Origin of the sequence: Ardenticatena maritima (assembly GCF_001306175.1) — a bacterium.
GTDB lineage: Bacteria > Chloroflexota > Anaerolineae > Ardenticatenales > Ardenticatenaceae > Ardenticatena > Ardenticatena maritima.
The window spans coordinates 213,030-228,820 of the sequence record NZ_LGKN01000009.1 but is presented as its reverse complement, the minus strand read 5'-3'; the positions used below and the strand labels follow the sequence as shown (position 1 = coordinate 228,820).

General features: G+C 58.7%; 14 protein-coding genes and 1 tRNA gene. 7 read left to right on the top strand and 8 right to left on the bottom strand.

What is annotated here, in order from left to right; genetic code table 11:
• Positions 1 to 108: 108 nt before the first annotated feature.
• The 5 genes from SE16_RS13895 to SE16_RS13875 all read left to right on the top strand — a co-directional run bounded on the left by SE16_RS13895 (position 109) and on the right by SE16_RS13875 (position 6,651).
• On the top strand, positions 109 to 2,199 hold the full coding sequence (locus SE16_RS13895) for a (Fe-S)-binding protein (protein ID WP_054493818.1): 2,091 nt from the start codon (positions 109 to 111) through the stop codon (positions 2,197 to 2,199).
• Between the two features lie 289 nt (positions 2,200 to 2,488).
• Positions 2,489 to 3,394 carry a PSP1 domain-containing protein gene (locus tag SE16_RS13890; RefSeq protein ID WP_161804555.1) on the top strand — a complete coding sequence of 302 codons (906 nt, stop codon included), beginning with the start codon at positions 2,489 to 2,491 and terminating at the stop codon, positions 3,392 to 3,394.
• 63 nt (positions 3,395 to 3,457) lie between these two features.
• On the top strand, positions 3,458 to 4,477 hold the full coding sequence (moaA, locus tag SE16_RS13885; RefSeq protein ID WP_054493816.1) for a GTP 3',8-cyclase MoaA: 1,020 nt from the start codon (positions 3,458 to 3,460) through the stop codon (positions 4,475 to 4,477).
• A gap of 129 nt (positions 4,478 to 4,606) precedes the next feature.
• Positions 4,607 to 5,041, top strand: coding sequence for an iron-sulfur cluster insertion protein ErpA (gene erpA, locus SE16_RS13880; RefSeq protein ID WP_054493815.1), 435 nt, complete (start codon positions 4,607 to 4,609; stop codon positions 5,039 to 5,041).
• Between the two features lie 176 nt (positions 5,042 to 5,217).
• Positions 5,218 to 6,651, top strand: a complete 1,434-nt coding sequence (locus SE16_RS13875; protein WP_054493814.1) for a B12-binding domain-containing radical SAM protein — start codon at positions 5,218 to 5,220, stop codon at positions 6,649 to 6,651.
• A 63-nt stretch (positions 6,652 to 6,714) separates the two neighbouring features.
• On the opposite strand, the gene SE16_RS13870 is transcribed toward SE16_RS13875, so the two are convergent.
• The 8 genes from SE16_RS13870 to deoC form a co-directional block, all read right to left on the bottom strand.
• Positions 6,715 to 7,641, bottom strand: a complete 927-nt coding sequence (locus SE16_RS13870) for an MBL fold metallo-hydrolase (protein ID WP_054493813.1) — start codon at positions 7,639 to 7,641, stop codon at positions 6,715 to 6,717.
• 173 nt (positions 7,642 to 7,814) lie between these two features.
• On the bottom strand, positions 7,815 to 9,098 hold the full coding sequence (gene mtaB, locus SE16_RS13865) for a tRNA (N(6)-L-threonylcarbamoyladenosine(37)-C(2))-methylthiotransferase MtaB (RefSeq protein ID WP_054493812.1): 1,284 nt from the start codon (positions 9,096 to 9,098) through the stop codon (positions 7,815 to 7,817).
• Positions 9,099 to 9,221: 123 nt separating this feature from the next.
• On the bottom strand, positions 9,222 to 10,070 hold the full coding sequence (locus SE16_RS13860) for an LPXTG cell wall anchor domain-containing protein (protein WP_054493811.1): 849 nt from the start codon (positions 10,068 to 10,070) through the stop codon (positions 9,222 to 9,224).
• A 185-nt stretch (positions 10,071 to 10,255) separates the two neighbouring features.
• Positions 10,256 to 10,328: transfer RNA gene (locus SE16_RS13855), tRNA-Glu, on the bottom strand.
• 101 nt (positions 10,329 to 10,429) lie between these two features.
• Positions 10,430 to 10,879 carry a hypothetical protein gene (locus SE16_RS13850; protein ID WP_054493810.1) on the bottom strand — a complete coding sequence of 150 codons (450 nt, stop codon included), beginning with the start codon at positions 10,877 to 10,879 and terminating at the stop codon, positions 10,430 to 10,432.
• A gap of 21 nt (positions 10,880 to 10,900) precedes the next feature.
• Positions 10,901 to 11,593 (bottom strand): MBL fold metallo-hydrolase, encoded by a 693-nt coding sequence (locus SE16_RS13845; protein WP_054493809.1) that lies wholly within the window; start codon positions 11,591 to 11,593, stop codon positions 10,901 to 10,903.
• Positions 11,594 to 11,608: 15 nt separating this feature from the next.
• Positions 11,609 to 12,913 (bottom strand): peptidase MA family metallohydrolase, encoded by a 1,305-nt coding sequence (locus SE16_RS13840; protein WP_054493808.1) that lies wholly within the window; start codon positions 12,911 to 12,913, stop codon positions 11,609 to 11,611.
• 32 nt (positions 12,914 to 12,945) lie between these two features.
• Positions 12,946 to 13,773 (bottom strand): deoxyribose-phosphate aldolase, encoded by an 828-nt coding sequence (gene deoC / locus SE16_RS13835; protein ID WP_236693750.1) that lies wholly within the window; start codon positions 13,771 to 13,773, stop codon positions 12,946 to 12,948.
• Positions 13,774 to 13,964: 191 nt separating this feature from the next.
• On the opposite strand from deoC, the gene SE16_RS13830 reads away from it, so the two are divergent.
• Both SE16_RS13830 and SE16_RS13825 read left to right on the top strand, forming a co-directional pair.
• Positions 13,965 to 15,218: a Glu/Leu/Phe/Val family dehydrogenase gene (locus SE16_RS13830; protein WP_054493807.1), complete on the top strand. Its 1,254-nt coding sequence runs from the start codon at positions 13,965 to 13,967 to the stop codon at positions 15,216 to 15,218.
• 67 nt (positions 15,219 to 15,285) lie between these two features.
• Entirely contained in the window at positions 15,286 to 15,786 is a 501-nt protein-coding gene (locus SE16_RS13825; protein ID WP_060687754.1) for a tetratricopeptide repeat protein, read from the top strand.
• Positions 15,787 to 15,791: the final 5 nt, after the last annotated feature.

The following is a 15,791-nucleotide window of genomic DNA, read 5'->3' as shown; positions in this document are numbered from 1 at the left end:
CCCAACGGGCGTTTGGTTGTCTCTTGTCGGTTTGGCGTTTGAGTGTATCATGGGAGCATCTTCGTTCTTCTTCACACAAAAGGGCAACACATTTTTGAGGGGGCAACGATGCAAGAACCTGTGCGCGTAACGCTTTGGAACATTCCCACGTGGGCGGCGATTTTCATGTATGCCTCACAAGCCATGGGGGTTTTGGCGTTGATTTACGGCTTGTATCGCCGCTTTCGCCTCTACTTCCAGGGGAAACCCGACCCACGCTTGAACAATTGGCCGCGTCGGCTCTGGAATTTCCTTGTCGGCGCAGTGGGGCAAATGCGCCTTGCCCGCCAAACCAAACCCGGGCTCATGCACGCCCTCATGTTCTGGTCGTTTGTGGTGCTCTTCTTGGGGACGGTGCTCGCTACCATTGACGCCGACATCGCCGAGCACTTCCTGCACGCTAAATTGCTGGAAGGCTGGCTCTACCGCTTCTACGAAGTGACCCTCGACATTTTTGGTTTGCTCTTCTTTGTTGGGTTGGGCATGGCGATCAAGCGGCGCTACATTGACGGTTCGGTGCGCCTTAGTTATGAGTGGGGCTGGTCGGTTTTCCTGGTCTCGCTCTTCCTCATCAACTTCACCGGCTTCATTATTGAAGGTATTCGCTTGCAGGTTATGGCGCCGGCTTGGGCGTCCTGGTCGCCTGTGGGATATGTCTTTGGCGCGGTATTGGGCGCTTTCAACCTGAGTGAAACCGCATTGCGCCATTTGCACCTTGCCACCTGGATGACCCACTCGGTGCTGGTGGCAGTCTTCTGGGGAATTTTGCCCTACACCCCCATCGCGCACATTTTCACAAGCCCGCTCAACACCATCTTCACCCGCGCCGACGATCGCCCGCAAGCCTTGCGCCCCATCCCCAACATGGAAGAAGCCGAGTCGTGGGGCGTGGGCGCGCTCGCTGATTTCACCTGGACGCAACTGTTGCAATTCGACGCCTGTACCGAGTGTGGCCGCTGCCAGATGGCATGCCCCGCCTGGAATAGCGGCACGGCGCTCAACCCCAAGCATCTGGTCATGGATATTCGCAACCAAATGCTCGCCGAAGGCGGCATGCCCTACTCCGCGATTGGTGGGTTTGCCAACGGCTACACCAACCCGACTGTTCAGCCGGGGGCGGCGCTGGTTGGCGAGGTGATTCGCGATGAGACGTTGTGGGCGTGCACGACGTGCCGCGCGTGTGTGTACGAATGCCCCGTCTTCATCAACCATGTGGACGCCATCGTTGATATGCGCCGCTACCTGGTGATGACCGAAGGGCGCATGCCTGACACCGTGAGCACTGCGTTGCGCAACCTGGAACGCACCGGCAACCCGTGGGGGTATGCACCCAGCGACCGCATGAAGTGGGCGGAAGGGCTTGACGTGCCCGAAATCGAGGAAGAGACCGAAGTGGATTACCTCTTCTGGGTGGGGTGCGCCGCCAGTTACGACAACCGCAACCAGAAAATCGCCCGCGCTACCGTCCAACTGTTGCAAAAAGCGGGTGTCAGTTTTGCTGTGCTGGGGTCGCGCGAAAGCTGCAACGGCGACCCGGCGCGCCGCATGGGGAACGAATACCTCTACCAGATGATGGCGGAACAGACCATCGGCACGCTCAAAAAGTTCCGCTTCAAGAAAATCATCACCATTTGCCCACACTGCTTCAACACCATGGGCAACGAATACAAAGACTTTGGGGGCGACTTTGAAGTCATCCACCACAGCCAGCTCCTCGCTGATTTGGTCAAGGAAGGGCGGCTCAAACCGGAAAAACCGCTCAACGAAACCATCACATTCCACGATTCCTGCTACCTGGGGCGCTACAACGGCATTTTCGACGCGCCGCGTGAAATCCTTGCCAGCATTCCGGGCGTCGAATTGCGCGAGATGGAGCGTAGCCGCGAACGCGGGCTTTGCTGTGGCGGTGGCGGCGCCGGCGTCTGGATGGAGACGCACAACAACAAGCGCATCGAGCAAATTCGCCTGGAAGATGCGCTCGCCGTCAACCCCAACACGGTGGCGTCGGCGTGCCCCTTCTGCATGATCATGTTCGACTCCGGAAGCAAAGTGATGGGGCTGGAAGACCAACTCGCCCTGCGCGACGTTGCTGAACTGCTTGCCGAGTCGGTAGGGGTGAATACGACAAAGAGCGGCGAGGAAGAGAGCGAACAAGCCTAACGTTTTGTTCAATCCCTCCGAAAGGCGCACAGCATCATGCTGTTGCGCCTTTTTCTTTATGAAGAAGATTTTGGAAAGCGAGGGCGCAAAGTTGAACACAATCCAATCATGCGTATCATTCCGCTATCATGCAGAAAAACCTGACATTTGTGATATCAACAAGATGACAAGCGTTCTGCATTTTGTGCAGAACGCTATTTGACCACAACGAGGGAATGCGGCTATCATGAGCGCAGGTGAGAGAGAGGAACAACCTATGACGGTGATGGCAACAGAACAGCAGACAACGATGACCGAGCAAGTTGTGGGTGTGCGTTTTCACGAAGTCGGGAAACTCTACCACTTTACCAATGCAACAGGTGAAGCTGTTTCGCCGGGCGAGTATGTCATTGTTGAAACCAGCCGCGGTGTTGAAATTGGGCAAGTGGCCAAAATCGTCCCACCGGAAGAAGCAGCGCACCCAAGCACCTACAAGCCCATTTTGCGCCGCGCCACAAGCCACGACCTGGTGTTGCGCAAACATTACGAGCACCTTGCCAATCAGGCGCTCAAGCGGGCGCGTATGCTCGCCACTGAGTTGGGCGTTCGCCTGAAGTTGGCGCGCGCCGAGTACAGTTTTGACGGTTCGCGTCTGACATTCCTCTACGGGTCGGAAGGCGATGTCAACGTGAAGGAGTTGCGCCGCCGCTTGAAGGCTGAGTTCGATGTGATGGTCGAATTTCGCCAGATTGGCCCGCGTGATGTGGCGCGGTTTCTCGGTGGGGCGGGCGCGTGTGGGCTGGACAAGCGCTGTTGCAGTGCGTTTTTGACGGAGTTTCAGCCCATTTCCATCAAAATGGCCAAGGCGCAAGACCTGCCGCTGGTGCCGACCGAAATTGCAGGCATGTGTGGGCGCTTGCGCTGTTGTCTGGCTTATGAGTACGAGTTTTACAAAGATGTCTCCAAAGGTTTCCCCAAACTGGGAAAATGGGTGGTGACCGAGCAGTATTCTGGCAAAGTGGTTGACCGCAATATGTTGAAGGGCACCATCACGTTGCAAACCGAAGAACATGGGCGTGTTGAAATCCCCGTTGAAAACCTTTGGGTGGGCAAATCGGGGAAACCGCCCTCGGAAGTGGGGTGTGGAGAGCCGGGGAGTTCCTGTGGCGGGGCGTGCGCCGCGCCTGCCGACGCGGACAAAGACGCGGACGCCTGACGAGACGTCTGTCTATGCGACGCACCACCCTGCCACAATGATGTGCAGAGAAAGGAGCCAACGATGACCGCCACAGTGGCAACCAATGTACAAACCAAACCTGCCTTGGTGGATTCTTACGGGCGTCGCATCAACTACTTGCGCGTTTCGTTGATTGACCATTGCAATCTGCGTTGTGTCTATTGCATGCCTTTGCATGGCTTGCGCTTTTTGCCTCGCCAGGAGTTGCTGACCCCCGCCGAAATCGAAACGATTGTGCGCGCCGCCGTTGATGTGGGCTTCGACAAAGTGCGCTTGACGGGGGGCGAGCCAACCTTGCGCCCCGACCTGATTGAGATTGTTGAGCGTTTGGCACGCATTGAGGGGTTGCGCACGATTGCGATGACCACCAACGGCATTCGCTTGCCCGAACTTGCCGAACCGCTCAAACAGGCGGGCTTGACGCGCGTCAACATTCACATTGACACCCTCAACCCCGCTTCGCTGGAACGCCTCATGCGCTTCAACACGCTCGAAAAGGTCTGGGCGGGTATCGAGGCCGCGGAGCGGGCGGGGCTTTTGCCCATCAAACTGAACGCTGTGGTCATTCGCGGCTATAACGATGAAGATGTAGCAGACCTTGCCGCCCTTACCCTTGAGCACGATTGGCACGTGCGATTTATCGAAGCCATGCCGCTGGGCACACAAGCCAACTTTGCGCTGCAACATTACGTGCCCAACAGCGAAGTGCAAGCGCGGATTGAAGAACGCTTTGGCGCATTGGAACCCCTTTTCGACGGGCGGTTGCTGGGCGAAGCCAAGATGTATCGCATTCCGGGGGCGCGCGGCCTGATTGGCTTCATCAATCCGGTGAGCGAACCCTATTGCGATGATTGCAACCGCATGCGCCTGACCGCCGACGGCAAAATTCGGCTCTGCCTGCTCACCGACCACGAACTGGACTTTCGCCGCGCCTTGCATGAGGGCGGCATGGACGCGTTGCGCGACTTGTTCATTCGCGCCGTGCAGGCAAAGCCGGTGGGACATCAATTGCGCCGTGGGGTTTTCCCGCAAGCGCGTGGCATGAGCCAGATTGGTGGCTGAGCACGTCCGCCCCTCAAATTGATTTTCGGGAGGCTTTCGACTACAATGTTTGCCAGTCGAACGGACGATTGATTTCCAGCGACAATGACGGCAACGAGAGAGGCTGTCAACTGATAAGGGAGGATTCGCATGACGATTTCCATTCAAGACGTGCAAAACAACCAGGCTGCTGAAACGCCGCTGGTGACGATGACCGAAGCCGCGGCAAACGTTGTCCAGCAGTTGTTAGAGCAGAAGAACATTCAGGGCTATGCCCTGCGTGTGTTCGTGACGGGCGGCGGTTGCGCCGGTTTCCAGTACGGTATGGCGTTTGAAAAAGAACCGCGCGAAGATGACACCGTCGTGCAAATCAATGAACATGTGAAGGTGGTGGTTGACCCCACCAGCGCCATGTACCTGTGGGGCGCCCAGATTGACTATGTGGAAAGCCTGATGGGCGGCGGTTTCCGCATTGACAACCCCAACGCGGTCGCTTCCTGTGGGTGTGGGCATTCCTTCCGCACGGCGGACGCGAGTTCCGCAACGGGCGCTGCTGGGGCTGGCGGCTGTGGCTGCGGCGCCTAACCCGTTGGTGTGAAAATGCAACAATGAGCCGCACCGTGTCATACTTGACACTGGTGCGGCTTTGTTTTATTCTTGACCCGTCAACTCAACATTGAATGTGCGCGAGAGACGTGCCAAAGCCAGCGCCGCTGTGTGTCCAGCGGCTTGTTTTTGCCAGACGGCAAAAGGAGGAAAGTATGACCAAAGTCACACTCGTCTATGCCGGGATTGCCGGAAAGGGCTTCAACAGCCTGAAGCAGGGCATGGACTCGGGCTGGATTAGCCACGGCCTTGCCAGTTTGTCGGCGTCGCTCAAAGCCGCCGGGTTCACGGTGGATTTGATTGACCTGCGCGCCCTGCGTGGTTGGGAACATTTCCGCGAAGTCTTCGAACAGCGCGACCCCGATGTGGTCGGGCTGACGATGATGAGTGTTGATTTCAACCCGGTGATGGAAGCCATCTCCATCATCAAGGAAGTCAAGCCCGAAGCCATCACCGTGGTGGGTGGTCCTCACCCCACGGCTGAGCCGGATGAAGTGCTGGCAAACCCGCTGGTGGACTACATTGTGCAGGCCGAAGGTGAAATCACCTTCACCAACCTGGTGCGCTCCATCCACAATGGCACGCGCCCGCAAACACGCCGCCTGATTGGTATTCACCCCGACCTTGACAAATTGCCTTTTGCCGACCGAGACCTCTTCCTGGAAGAGTGGCGCAAGTGGGGCTACGACCTGGATTCGCCCGAAGTTCCCTTTGTGGAAGAGTTGCCCGCTCCGTTCGTGACGATCATCGCCGGGCGCGGCTGCCGCTACAAATGCAACTTCTGCAAGCCCATGGAAGATTTCTTGTTCGGCAAAGGGACGCGCCGCCGCTCGGTGGATAACGTGATCGCCGAGTTGAAGATGTTGCGCGACAAGTACAATTTCGCCTCGTTCATGTTCCACGATGACTGCCTCACCGAAGACCGTGAATGGGTGATGGAGTTTTGCGAAAAGTATCGCGCCGAGGGCTTTACGCAACCTTTCTTCTGCCAATCGCGCGCCGATATCATCTACCACCACGAAGACATGGTGGCGCTGATGGCAAGCGTGGGCTTGAAGGGGTACTTCATCGGTTTTGAAAGCGGCAACAACCGCGTGCTCAACTTCATTCGCAAGGGGACGACGCGCGAAAAGAACCTGGCGGCGGCGAAGATTTGCCGCAAGTATGGCTTGACGATTTGGGCGAACTACATGCTGGGCTTGCCCACCGAAACCGAAGAAGAAGTGCTCGATACCATCAGCATGATTAAGGAGATTGACCCGGATTATTACAGCCCGTCTTTCTACACGCCGCATCCGGGGTCTGACCTCTTCAAGTATGGTGAAATTCACAACCTGCACCTGGTGATGGACCACGATTCGTATCGCCGCAACCCCACCGAAGCCAAAATCAAGGGGTTGGACCTGGAATTTTTGATGTGGGCGCGTGATGAAAGCCAGAAGCGCCTTTTCAAGAACCGTGTGCGCCGTGCAGTGCGCAAAGCGTGGAACAAGTACACCGACCCGCACAAATACGTGCGCAAGGCGCGCCGTGTGTACTCATCGTTGCGCGAACGCGTGCCATCGCGCCCTGAGTTGACACGCGCCTAAACATCATCACAAGGCAAGAGAGCGCCACCATCTGCATGGTGGCGCTTTTGCTTTTCCGGGGGATTACGCCGGTATGGGCGATACGAGCAACCCATCCGGGCGGCGGAGAATCAACCCGCGTGCCATGAGTGTGTCGAGCAGGGTGTCAAAAAAAGCGTCCGGGGTTGTGCCCAGTTGTTCGCTGTAGGCGGTGAACCATCGTACATTGAGCGAATGCCGGCGCAGGGTTTCGACGTCAACCGGCTGGTGCAAGAGCACTTGGTAGAGGAAGACGCGCCGCGCAAGGTGGCGCATGCGTTTTTCCGGATTGGTGATGAAACTCATCAGCCGCTGGCGTGTGCGTTTGAGGCTATCGGCGACTCGTTCGCGCCCCATAATGGGCACACCATGTCCGGGGATCATCACCTCAACGTCGAGCGCCATCAGTTTCTCGACGGATTCGACAGCCTGCGGTACACACCCAATCCCTTCCATCTCCGGCGCGAGTACGCCCAAATCGCCGTCATGAGCGGCGTCGGCGGAGATGAGCACCCGCAACGTGGGTTCGTAGAGGGCAATCATCTCAAAGGCGTGGCCTGGCACGTGCAGAACGCGGAAGGTGTACCGCCCAAGGTTCACGTCTTCGCCTTCATGCACGGGATGGATTGGGGGGAGCGGGGCTTCTTGCGGCCACACAGGCCCCAGCCAATCGCTTCGCCGTTGGGTGATGGCGTAGTGCAGCCAGCGATGACCGAGAAGGGTTGCGCCGCTTTGTTGACATAAGGTTGCTGCGCCGCCGATGTGGTCTTGGTGGGCGTGGGTGATGAGAATGCGGGTGAGCGTTTCGGCGGGCGTCTCGGCTTCGTTCAGCAGGTGCAAGGTTTGCGCAATGTCGCGGGCATGACCGGTGTCAATCAGCACAGTTTCAGGACCAGTGAGCAAAATGTGGTTGGCGTTGAACCATCCGCGCAGAATGACACGCAAATCATCGGCAATGGTGATGATGTTCATAGTGCATCCTTGCCTGGGTTGATTGAGGGCTGGTCTGTTTTGGGTGTGTTTAGTATGAAAGTGAAGCGGGGAATTGCAAAATGGCGCACGGGGGGCGTTGCCTTGGGCGGGCTAGACGCGAGGAAACAAAAGCCCTGACCGGTTGCAAGAAGGGTCAGGGCTGAAAAAGCGCGCTAGGCGTGTTCCACAGATACTATCTCCCCCCACACGCGCTCGCCTTCTTCGCGCACCAGGCGCGTGGGCGTGATGGTGTTGGGCGACGCTGTGCCAACCGGCGCATAGACGCGGATGTAGTTGTCGGTCAGGCCGGAGAGTGCGCCATCGGCTTCGCGTTGCTCCCAGAGCACGGGCAGCACACGCCCCATCATGCGTGCGCGGAAAGCCGCCGCTGACGCATCCGTCACGGCTTTCATCTCTTCGTAGCGCTGGCGTTTCACCGGGCCGGGGATTTGGTTCGGCATGGTAGCCGCGCGCGTCCCCGGACGGGGGCTGAATGGGAAGATGTGCGCCCCGGCAAACGCCATCTCGCGCACGAAAGCCAGGCTTTCGCGGTGTTCTTCTTCCGTTTCACCGGGGAAGCCGACGATGATGTCGGTTGTAATCGCCATTTCGGGCATCGCCGCGCGGGCGGCTTCAATTTTGGCGGCAAACGTTTCGGCGCGATACGCGCGACGCATGCGCCGCAACACCGTGTTGCTTCCACTTTGAAGGCTCATGTGCAGGTGGCGGCAAAGCCGTTCGCCAAAACGCACCCACAGGTCAAGCCATTCTGTTTTGAAGTTCCACGGTTCGAGCGAGGAAAGCCGAATACGCGGGATATCGGTCTCGGTCAGCAGGCGTTCGAGCAAATGCCCCAAGTCAGTGCCAAGGTCGTATCCGTATGCGCCGGCGTGCACACCGGTCAGTACGGCTTCCTGGCATCCTTTTTCGGCAAGCGTGCGCACCTCGGCGATAATCTCATCCGCCGGACGACTGCGGGCGTCGCCGCGGGCAATGGTGGTTAGGCAGAATGAGCAAGCGAGATTGCAACCGTCTTGAATTTTGACGAAGGCGCGCGTGTGGTCGAGCACCAGCGGGTAGAGGTGCAGGCGTCCGACCGGGCGGTAATCCATGCCCAGCGCTTCCCCGTCCATGCCAAACCGTTCCAGCGTCAGCGCCACCAGTTGCTCTTTCTCGGCGTTCGAGACGATGAGATCGGCGTAGCGAAAATCCTGTGGGCGGACTTCACTGTGGCATCCCGTTACAACGATTTTTTGCCCTGCGCGCATTGGTTTGGCGGCGCGCCGTGATTTGGCGCCGGCGGCAGTGGTGACCGTGCATGTGTTCACAATGCAAATATCGGCTTCTTCTGCATTTTCGGTAATTTCGTGCCCGGCCATGATGAAGCCTTGCGCCAATCGTTCGGCTTCAGCCTGGTTCAGACGGCAGCCAAGCACTTTGAAATGGATTTTCGCCATACTTCATACCCTGTCTGCTGGATTCGCCCGGTGACGGCAAATTGTAGCAGGGATTAGGAAGAGAACAAAGCCGCAGGCGATGAACCCACCTGCGGCTGGCAGAAGAACGTCGGAACGGGTCTGTTAGCGAATGGCGAGACGCCGCCAGGCAAAGGCGCCGACAAGCATCAGCAGTCCCGCCGTGGTGAGCAGGAGCGGCAGTGTGCTGGACGCGCCGCCGGTTTCGGGTAGGGTGGCGGGCGCCATGCTCACGGTGAAGGCCTTCATGACAATCATATCACCCACTTTGACGGGGGCGTCGGGGCCATCGGGGAATTCCCACGTACCCAATTCGCCGGCGTCGGTGTGGAGCATCGCCCAGAGTTTCTGGCCGTCGGTTGCGGGGGTAGTCAGCGTCACAGCCACGTTGGTGTTTTCACCGTCTTGCACCTGGGCAAAGCCCATGATGGGACCGGGCTTGCCGTCGGCATCCTCGTGAATGACGATCCAGCCTTGCCCGTTGGAAATAACCTTGTCCACCACAACGCTGTTGCCGTCAGTCGTCTGGTCGGAGACTTCAACGCCCACCAGTTCAACCATGAACGGCGCCATGACAATCGCATCGTCCACTTTGACGGGGGCGTCGGGGCCATCGGGGAATTCCCACGTACCCAATTCGCCGGCGTCGGTGTGGAGCATCGCCCAGAGTTTCTGGCCGTCGGTTGCGGGGGTGGTCAGCGTCACAGCCACGTTGGTGTTTTCGCCGTCTTGCACCTGGGCAAAGCCCATGATGGGACCGGGCTTGCCGTCGGCATCCTCGTGAATGACGATCCAGCCTTGCCCATCAGAGACAACACGGTCTACGACAACCGTTGTTCCATCGGTCACCTGGTCGGAGACTTCGACGGCGGGGGTGGTTTGTGCCAGTGCCGGCGTAAGTGCCAGCAAGCTGAACACAGCAACCAGTACAAGCAATGTCGTCAAGCGTTTCATATACTCCTCCTTCTGGTCATGTGAGGTTTTGGTTGTGGTTCGATGAGTATACGCCGCGGGACAAGCGATTGGATCACGCGCAGGTATTCAGACGGAAGAAAAACATGTTGCGGTGTGCGTGCTGAAAGAGTGGCGTCGTTCGCGGAGAAAACAAAAACGCACCGGTTCAGCCGGTGCGTTTCGTGTGCCCCCAAGGGGATTCGAACCCCTGTCTCCACCTTGAAAGGGTGGTGTCCTAGTCCTCTAGACGATGGGGGCTCGCCAGAAGACGGGGCACATTCTATTGAGATTTGTGTATTTGTCAAATTGCCAAATCTCTTTGCCGCGCCCCGTCTCTTTTCTTTGATGGGCGGGCAGCATTACTTGGATGACCGTTTTTTGCTGGTGGTGCGGCGTGTTTTGCGGCGTGAAGACGAACGGCGTTGTGTCGAAGCGGGGGCAAGCAGTGCCATGAAAGCGCTCTGGTAGCCCAATCCAGCGGCAAAGACCAGCGCCAATTGCACAAGTGTGGGTTGGCTGGCGTCCAGGCCGGCGCTTTGATAGACGACGGGAAACGCCAGCAGTGCGAGAATGCCGCCCACGATGACAGTTTGGCGCGAGAGCGTCCATTTTTCGCCCAGGCGCAAGCTGTCCAGATAGGATTGGGCAATAATGCCGGCGAGAAGCGCCAGGTAGAGCGCCAGTTGCCAAACCAACGGAAGCGGCTCGGTCAGGTCGGACGGCATGGGGATGTTGGCGCCAATGTTGGGCGGCAGGGCAAATTCGCGTTTGAGTGTGAAATAGTCAAGGATGAGACGCACAATCTCCATGGCGGTATCCTCTCGCAAGGTTTAGGGTTCGAGCGCAGTCAGTTCAGCGCGCAACAGATGGTCGGCATCGTTGAGGATGGGCGGACCATGTCCAAATACGGCGCGGTCGAATTTGAGTGTGGCGAGTTTGCGCAAGGTTTGGCGTTGCGCATCGGCATCGGCTAGCACGAAGGGGGGGCGGTACATGCGTCGGCGCGACGTGCGCACGACGTCGCCGCCGAAGAGCAGGCACCGCCGTTCGTCAAAGAAGCAGACGTGCCCGTCGGTGTGCCCAGGAGTGTGGATGACGTGCAAACAGCCCTCAGCGAGGACCTCACCATCAGCCAGGGTGCGGTCGGGTTCGACGGGGGGGGCGTGTACAAGCCGACTGCTCAGCGCGATACTCAGGCGGGTGGCAAGCCCACCTACCACACGGCGGCGAATGGGCGCGCGTCCGGCAACGGCTTCGGCATCGGCGGGGTGCACCCAAATGGGCGCGTGCAGGGTGTCGCGCAGGTGCGCCGCGCTTCCCACGTGGTCAAAATCGCCGTGGGTCAGCAGGATGGCGCGAAGGTCGCCACGTTCAACACCCAGAGAGCGCAGCGCCGCAAGCAGCGCTTTGGCGTCCCAGGGCGTGCCGGCGTCCACCAGCCAAAGCCCTTCATGCGTTTGCACGACATACACATTGACCATGGGGCGGCGTATCCACCAAACCCCTTCCAGGATTTCTTGCATCGCTTTCACCTCGGTTTATGCTTGCGTGCGGCCACGCCGCCAGAAGAAAATGGCCAGTGTGAAGGAAAGAAACGCCAGAATGCTCAGACAGCAGACGCCCCAAATGCACGTCAGCAGAAGGGGGGAGATGAGCCCCGTGGGCGGTTCCGGTTCGGATGAAGGCGCCGATTCTGGCGGCGGGTTGGGTGTTGACGTGGGCGAAGGTTCAGACTCGCCGGCGGGAGAAGTGGGCGGCTCAACGCCCAAATCTTCGCGTAGCCAGCGCTCGTACAGTGTCGCCTGGTCGTATCCGCAGGCGCGTTGCAGGGCTTCATCCATGGTCACATCGTTGTTCAACTCGGCGATAATGCGGCGCAAGCCATCTTTGCCGCAATCGCGGATGAGGAAGTCCACCATGCCCCAACTTTGAATGTACGCCAGGTTGACTTCGTGGCTGTCGGCGCCGAAATTGCCCTGCAAGCGGCTCAGGGACAGCAGTTCGCCGTTTTTGGCGGCGTTGCGCAGGCGACTTCGCTCTTCTTCGCCAAAGTCGCCCGGTTCGTTGTACATCGCCAATCCTTCGTTGAACCAGGCGGGTGGTGTTGCCAGTGCGTCTTTCAGCGCCTGGTGAAAAACGAGGTGCGAAATTTCATGGGGAATCACGCGCTGCATCCAGTCGTATTCGCCTGCGCCGATGATTTGCACGGTAATGCCCATGTCGGGGAAGGCTTGCCCCCCGATCCAGTCTTGCTGGGGAGGAAACGCCGAGCGAAAGTCGCTCCCGTTGGCGTAGGCGACAATGCGGATAGGGTGGTCCAGGGTGGCGCCGAGTTCCTGTTCCAGCGCGTCAATGGCTTGGCGCGCTGTTTCGTACATGGCGCGCCCCCACGCCTCATCGCCGTCGTACCACATGATGGTGACTTTCTCATCGCCCAGCCGCTTCCAGTCGAAACGGATATCCAGATACTCAACCCATTCGTGCTGGGTCGTGTAGGTGTTGCCCTCAGCGTCACGGAAGCGCCAGTAGTATTCGAGTTTGAGGTTGGGCGGCAGTACCTGGTTCTTGGTAAACCACTCGTACTCGGCTTCAATGTGGGCGCCCGGCTCGATGGTCACCGGAATGCTGTTCCAAAATTCGCTGGCTTCGGGGCGAAAGTAGAGCCGCGCCTCGGTCAGCGTGGTGGGGGCGTCCACTTCCACGCGGAAGATGAGGGCGCGGGGAAAATCGTTCTCGGTTTCCAGCGTGGCTTGTAATTCGGTTTGGGCGCGCGTGGGCATGGCAACGGAGAGAAGCGTTGCCACGCCCAACAAGAGGATGAGCGCAATCTTTGAGAGACGCATGGCGTTTCGCCTCGCGGGTTGGTTGGCAAAGGTCAGTAATTGCCGGTGGCGGCTGATGAGACATCATCGCCGCGGGCTTCTTTGACGATACGCACGCCGGCGCTGGCGCCAATGCGTGTTGCGCCGGCTTCAATCATCTTGACGGCGTCCTCGAAGGTGCGCACGCCGCCGGAGGCTTTGACGCCGAGCGCAGTGCCCACCACGCGCCGCATGAGCGCCACATCGTGGACGGTGGCGCCGCCTTTGGAAAAGCCCGTGGAGGTTTTGACAAAGTCCGCGCCGACGAGTTTGGCGATGGTGCACGCCTGCACTTTCTCCTCATCTGTCAAAAGAGCGGTTTCGATGATGACTTTGACCAGTGCATTGTGGGCATGCCCCGCGCTGACAACAGCGGCAATGTCGCGCGCAACGGCTTCAAGGTCGTTGCTTTTCAGCGCCCCGATGTTGAGCACCATGTCCAACTCGCTCGCCCCATGTTCGCATGCCAGTTCGGCTTCGGCGGCTTTGGTTTCAGGACAATTCGCCCCCAGCGGAAAGCCGATGACTGTGCAGACCTTCACCGGTGTATCGGCAAGGCGTTCGGCGCAATACGCTACCCAAAACGGGTTCACACAGACGGAGGCGAAGGTGTATTGGCGGGCTTCCTCACAGAGCGCGTCAATCTCGGCGCGCGTGGCGTCGGGTTTGAGCAGGGTGTGGTCAATGTAGGCGGCGATGGTCTCGTGTAAGGTGTCAAGGTCGGGTTCGATGTGCGTGTAGTGTGGTGTGCCGGGAAGAGAAATGCCGATGTTGTCGGCGGCAAGGAGAAGGCGTTGGGTTGTGTGTTCGATGAGTGTTTGCATCTCGTGTTCGTTCATCATGACATCCTTTTGAGGTATTGTTGGCTCGATGTGGAGTGTGTGTGATGATACCATGCCCACAAGGGGGCGGCAAGCATGTTTGGCAACCGATTTTCTAGACCGTACTTGCTTCAAAAGAAACTCGCGAGTATGCTAGCGCCTTGAAGCGCGTGGTTGCGCTATCATTCAATAACCTCAAGGAGGAGGTTTGTGTGAGTTCAAAACAACGTAATCCATGGCATGTTGCTCAAGAGCAGTTTGACAAAGCCTTGCACCATCTTGATGTGCCGGCGAGCATCGCCGAGTTTCTTCGCTACCCCAAACGTGAGTTGACGGTCAACTTCCCTGTGCGCATGGACGATGGCTCTGTGCGCATCATCACCGGCTACCGTGTGCACCACAACACAGTGCGCGGTCCCACGAAGGGGGGCATTCGCTACCACCAGGATGTGACGCTGGATGAAGTGCGCGCGCTGGCCATGTGGATGACCTGGAAATGCGCCGTGGTCAACATTCCCTACGGCGGCGCAAAAGGCGGCATTGTGGTGGACCCCTACCAGTTGTCCCAGCGCGAACTGGAAAACCTGACGCGCCGCTACACCACCGAAATCACCATGCTGATTGGTCCCGATTCGGACATTCCCGCGCCCGACGTGGGGACGAACGCGCAGGTCATGGCGTGGCTCATGGACACCTACTCCATTCTGCACGGGCATTCGGTGCCTGCTGTCGTCACGGGGAAGCCGCTTTCGATCGGCGGCTCACTGGGGCGTAACCAGGCAACGGGCGTGGGCGTCATGTACGTCACGCGCGAGGCGATGCGCCGTGTGGGCATTCCCATTGAAGGGGCGCGGGTGGTCGTGCAGGGGTTCGGGAACGTCGGCTCGAATGCGGCGCTCGCCATGCACGAACAGGGCGCGAAAGTGATTGCCGTGAGTGACGTGCACGGCGGTATCTACAATCCAAACGGGCTCGATATTCCCGCGCTGATTCGGCATGTGCTGGAAACGCGCAACGTGACGACGTGGCCCGACGGCGACGTCATCACCAACGAGGAGTTGCTGACGCTGGAATGTGAAGTGCTCATTCCGGCGGCGCTCGAAAACCAGATTACCTCGGAAAACGCGCACGAGATCAAGGCGAAGATTGTGGCCGAAGGCGCCAACGGGCCGACGACGCCGCGCGCCGACGAAATTCTGCGCGAACGGGGTATCCTGGTTGTGCCCGACATTCTGTGCAACGCCGGTGGGGTGACGGTCTCGTACTTTGAATGGGTGCAAGGGTTGCAGTCGTTCTTCTGGGACGAAGAAGAAGTCTTGAAGCGGCTGGAACGCATTATGGTGCGCGCCTTTGATGACGTGTGGAACATGGCGGAAGCCAAGGGCGTGGATTTGCGCATTGCGGCAACCGTGCTTGCCATCAATCGTGTGGCGGAAGCCACTGTTATGCGAGGGATTTACCCGTAAACGAGGCAGACCACACAACACAACGGGGGGCACATGCCCCCCGTTTTCATCAAGAGGAGGTGGTGGAATGTTGAAGATGAAACTCTATCATGACATTTTCGACCGCGAGTTGCCGCCTTTGGAGGAAGTGGAGCATTTGGTGCAGGAAGCCCCCTCGGCGGAGCACTGGCATATGCTGGGCATGGTGCAATTTCAGAAGTTGATTTTTCACCAGGCGGAGGTTTCCTTCACCGAGGCGTTGGCGTTGGAGGCGACCGCTGAGCGCCATTTTCACCGTGGTGTGACACGCGTCATCATGGGCAAATTTGGCGATGCGCTGGACGACTTCGAGGCGGTTTTGCGGTTCGAGCCGGAGCATTTTGGCGCGCATTACAACCGTGGGCGTCTGCTCGCACGCTTGCGGCGGTATGATGAGGCGCTGGAAGCGCTGGAAACCGCGCAACGGCTGAATCGCGCCCAGGCGAACCGCTTGCAGGTTGGGCGTGCCATGCGCACCATTCGCCGCTTGCGCGACGGCGATACGCGCGAATCGTTCTTTGACCGGTTGCGCGGCTTGTTGGGCACGTGAAGCCG

Coding starts and splice junctions, on each gene's coding strand:
- mtaB (WP_054493812.1), bottom strand. CDS start 9,098: ATGGCGAAAATCCATTTCAAAGTGCTTGGCTGCCGTCTGAACCAGGCT.
- SE16_RS13860 (WP_054493811.1), bottom strand. CDS start 10,070: ATGAAACGCTTGACGACATTGCTTGTACTGGTTGCTGTGTTCAGCTTG.
- erpA (WP_054493815.1), top strand. CDS start 4,607: ATGACGATTTCCATTCAAGACGTGCAAAACAACCAGGCTGCTGAAACG.
- SE16_RS13845 (WP_054493809.1), bottom strand. CDS start 11,593: ATGCAAGAAATCCTGGAAGGGGTTTGGTGGATACGCCGCCCCATGGTC.
- SE16_RS13870 (WP_054493813.1), bottom strand. CDS start 7,641: ATGAACATCATCACCATTGCCGATGATTTGCGTGTCATTCTGCGCGGA.
- SE16_RS13850 (WP_054493810.1), bottom strand. CDS start 10,879: ATGGAGATTGTGCGTCTCATCCTTGACTATTTCACACTCAAACGCGAA.
- SE16_RS13890 (WP_161804555.1), top strand. CDS start 2,489: ATGACCGAGCAAGTTGTGGGTGTGCGTTTTCACGAAGTCGGGAAACTC.
- SE16_RS13875 (WP_054493814.1), top strand. CDS start 5,218: ATGACCAAAGTCACACTCGTCTATGCCGGGATTGCCGGAAAGGGCTTC.
- SE16_RS13895 (WP_054493818.1), top strand. CDS start 109: ATGCAAGAACCTGTGCGCGTAACGCTTTGGAACATTCCCACGTGGGCG.
- moaA (WP_054493816.1), top strand. CDS start 3,458: ATGACCGCCACAGTGGCAACCAATGTACAAACCAAACCTGCCTTGGTG.
- SE16_RS13840 (WP_054493808.1), bottom strand. CDS start 12,913: ATGCGTCTCTCAAAGATTGCGCTCATCCTCTTGTTGGGCGTGGCAACG.
- SE16_RS13825 (WP_060687754.1), top strand. CDS start 15,286: ATGTTGAAGATGAAACTCTATCATGACATTTTCGACCGCGAGTTGCCG.
- deoC (WP_236693750.1), bottom strand. CDS start 13,773: ATGATGAACGAACACGAGATGCAAACACTCATCGAACACACAACCCAA.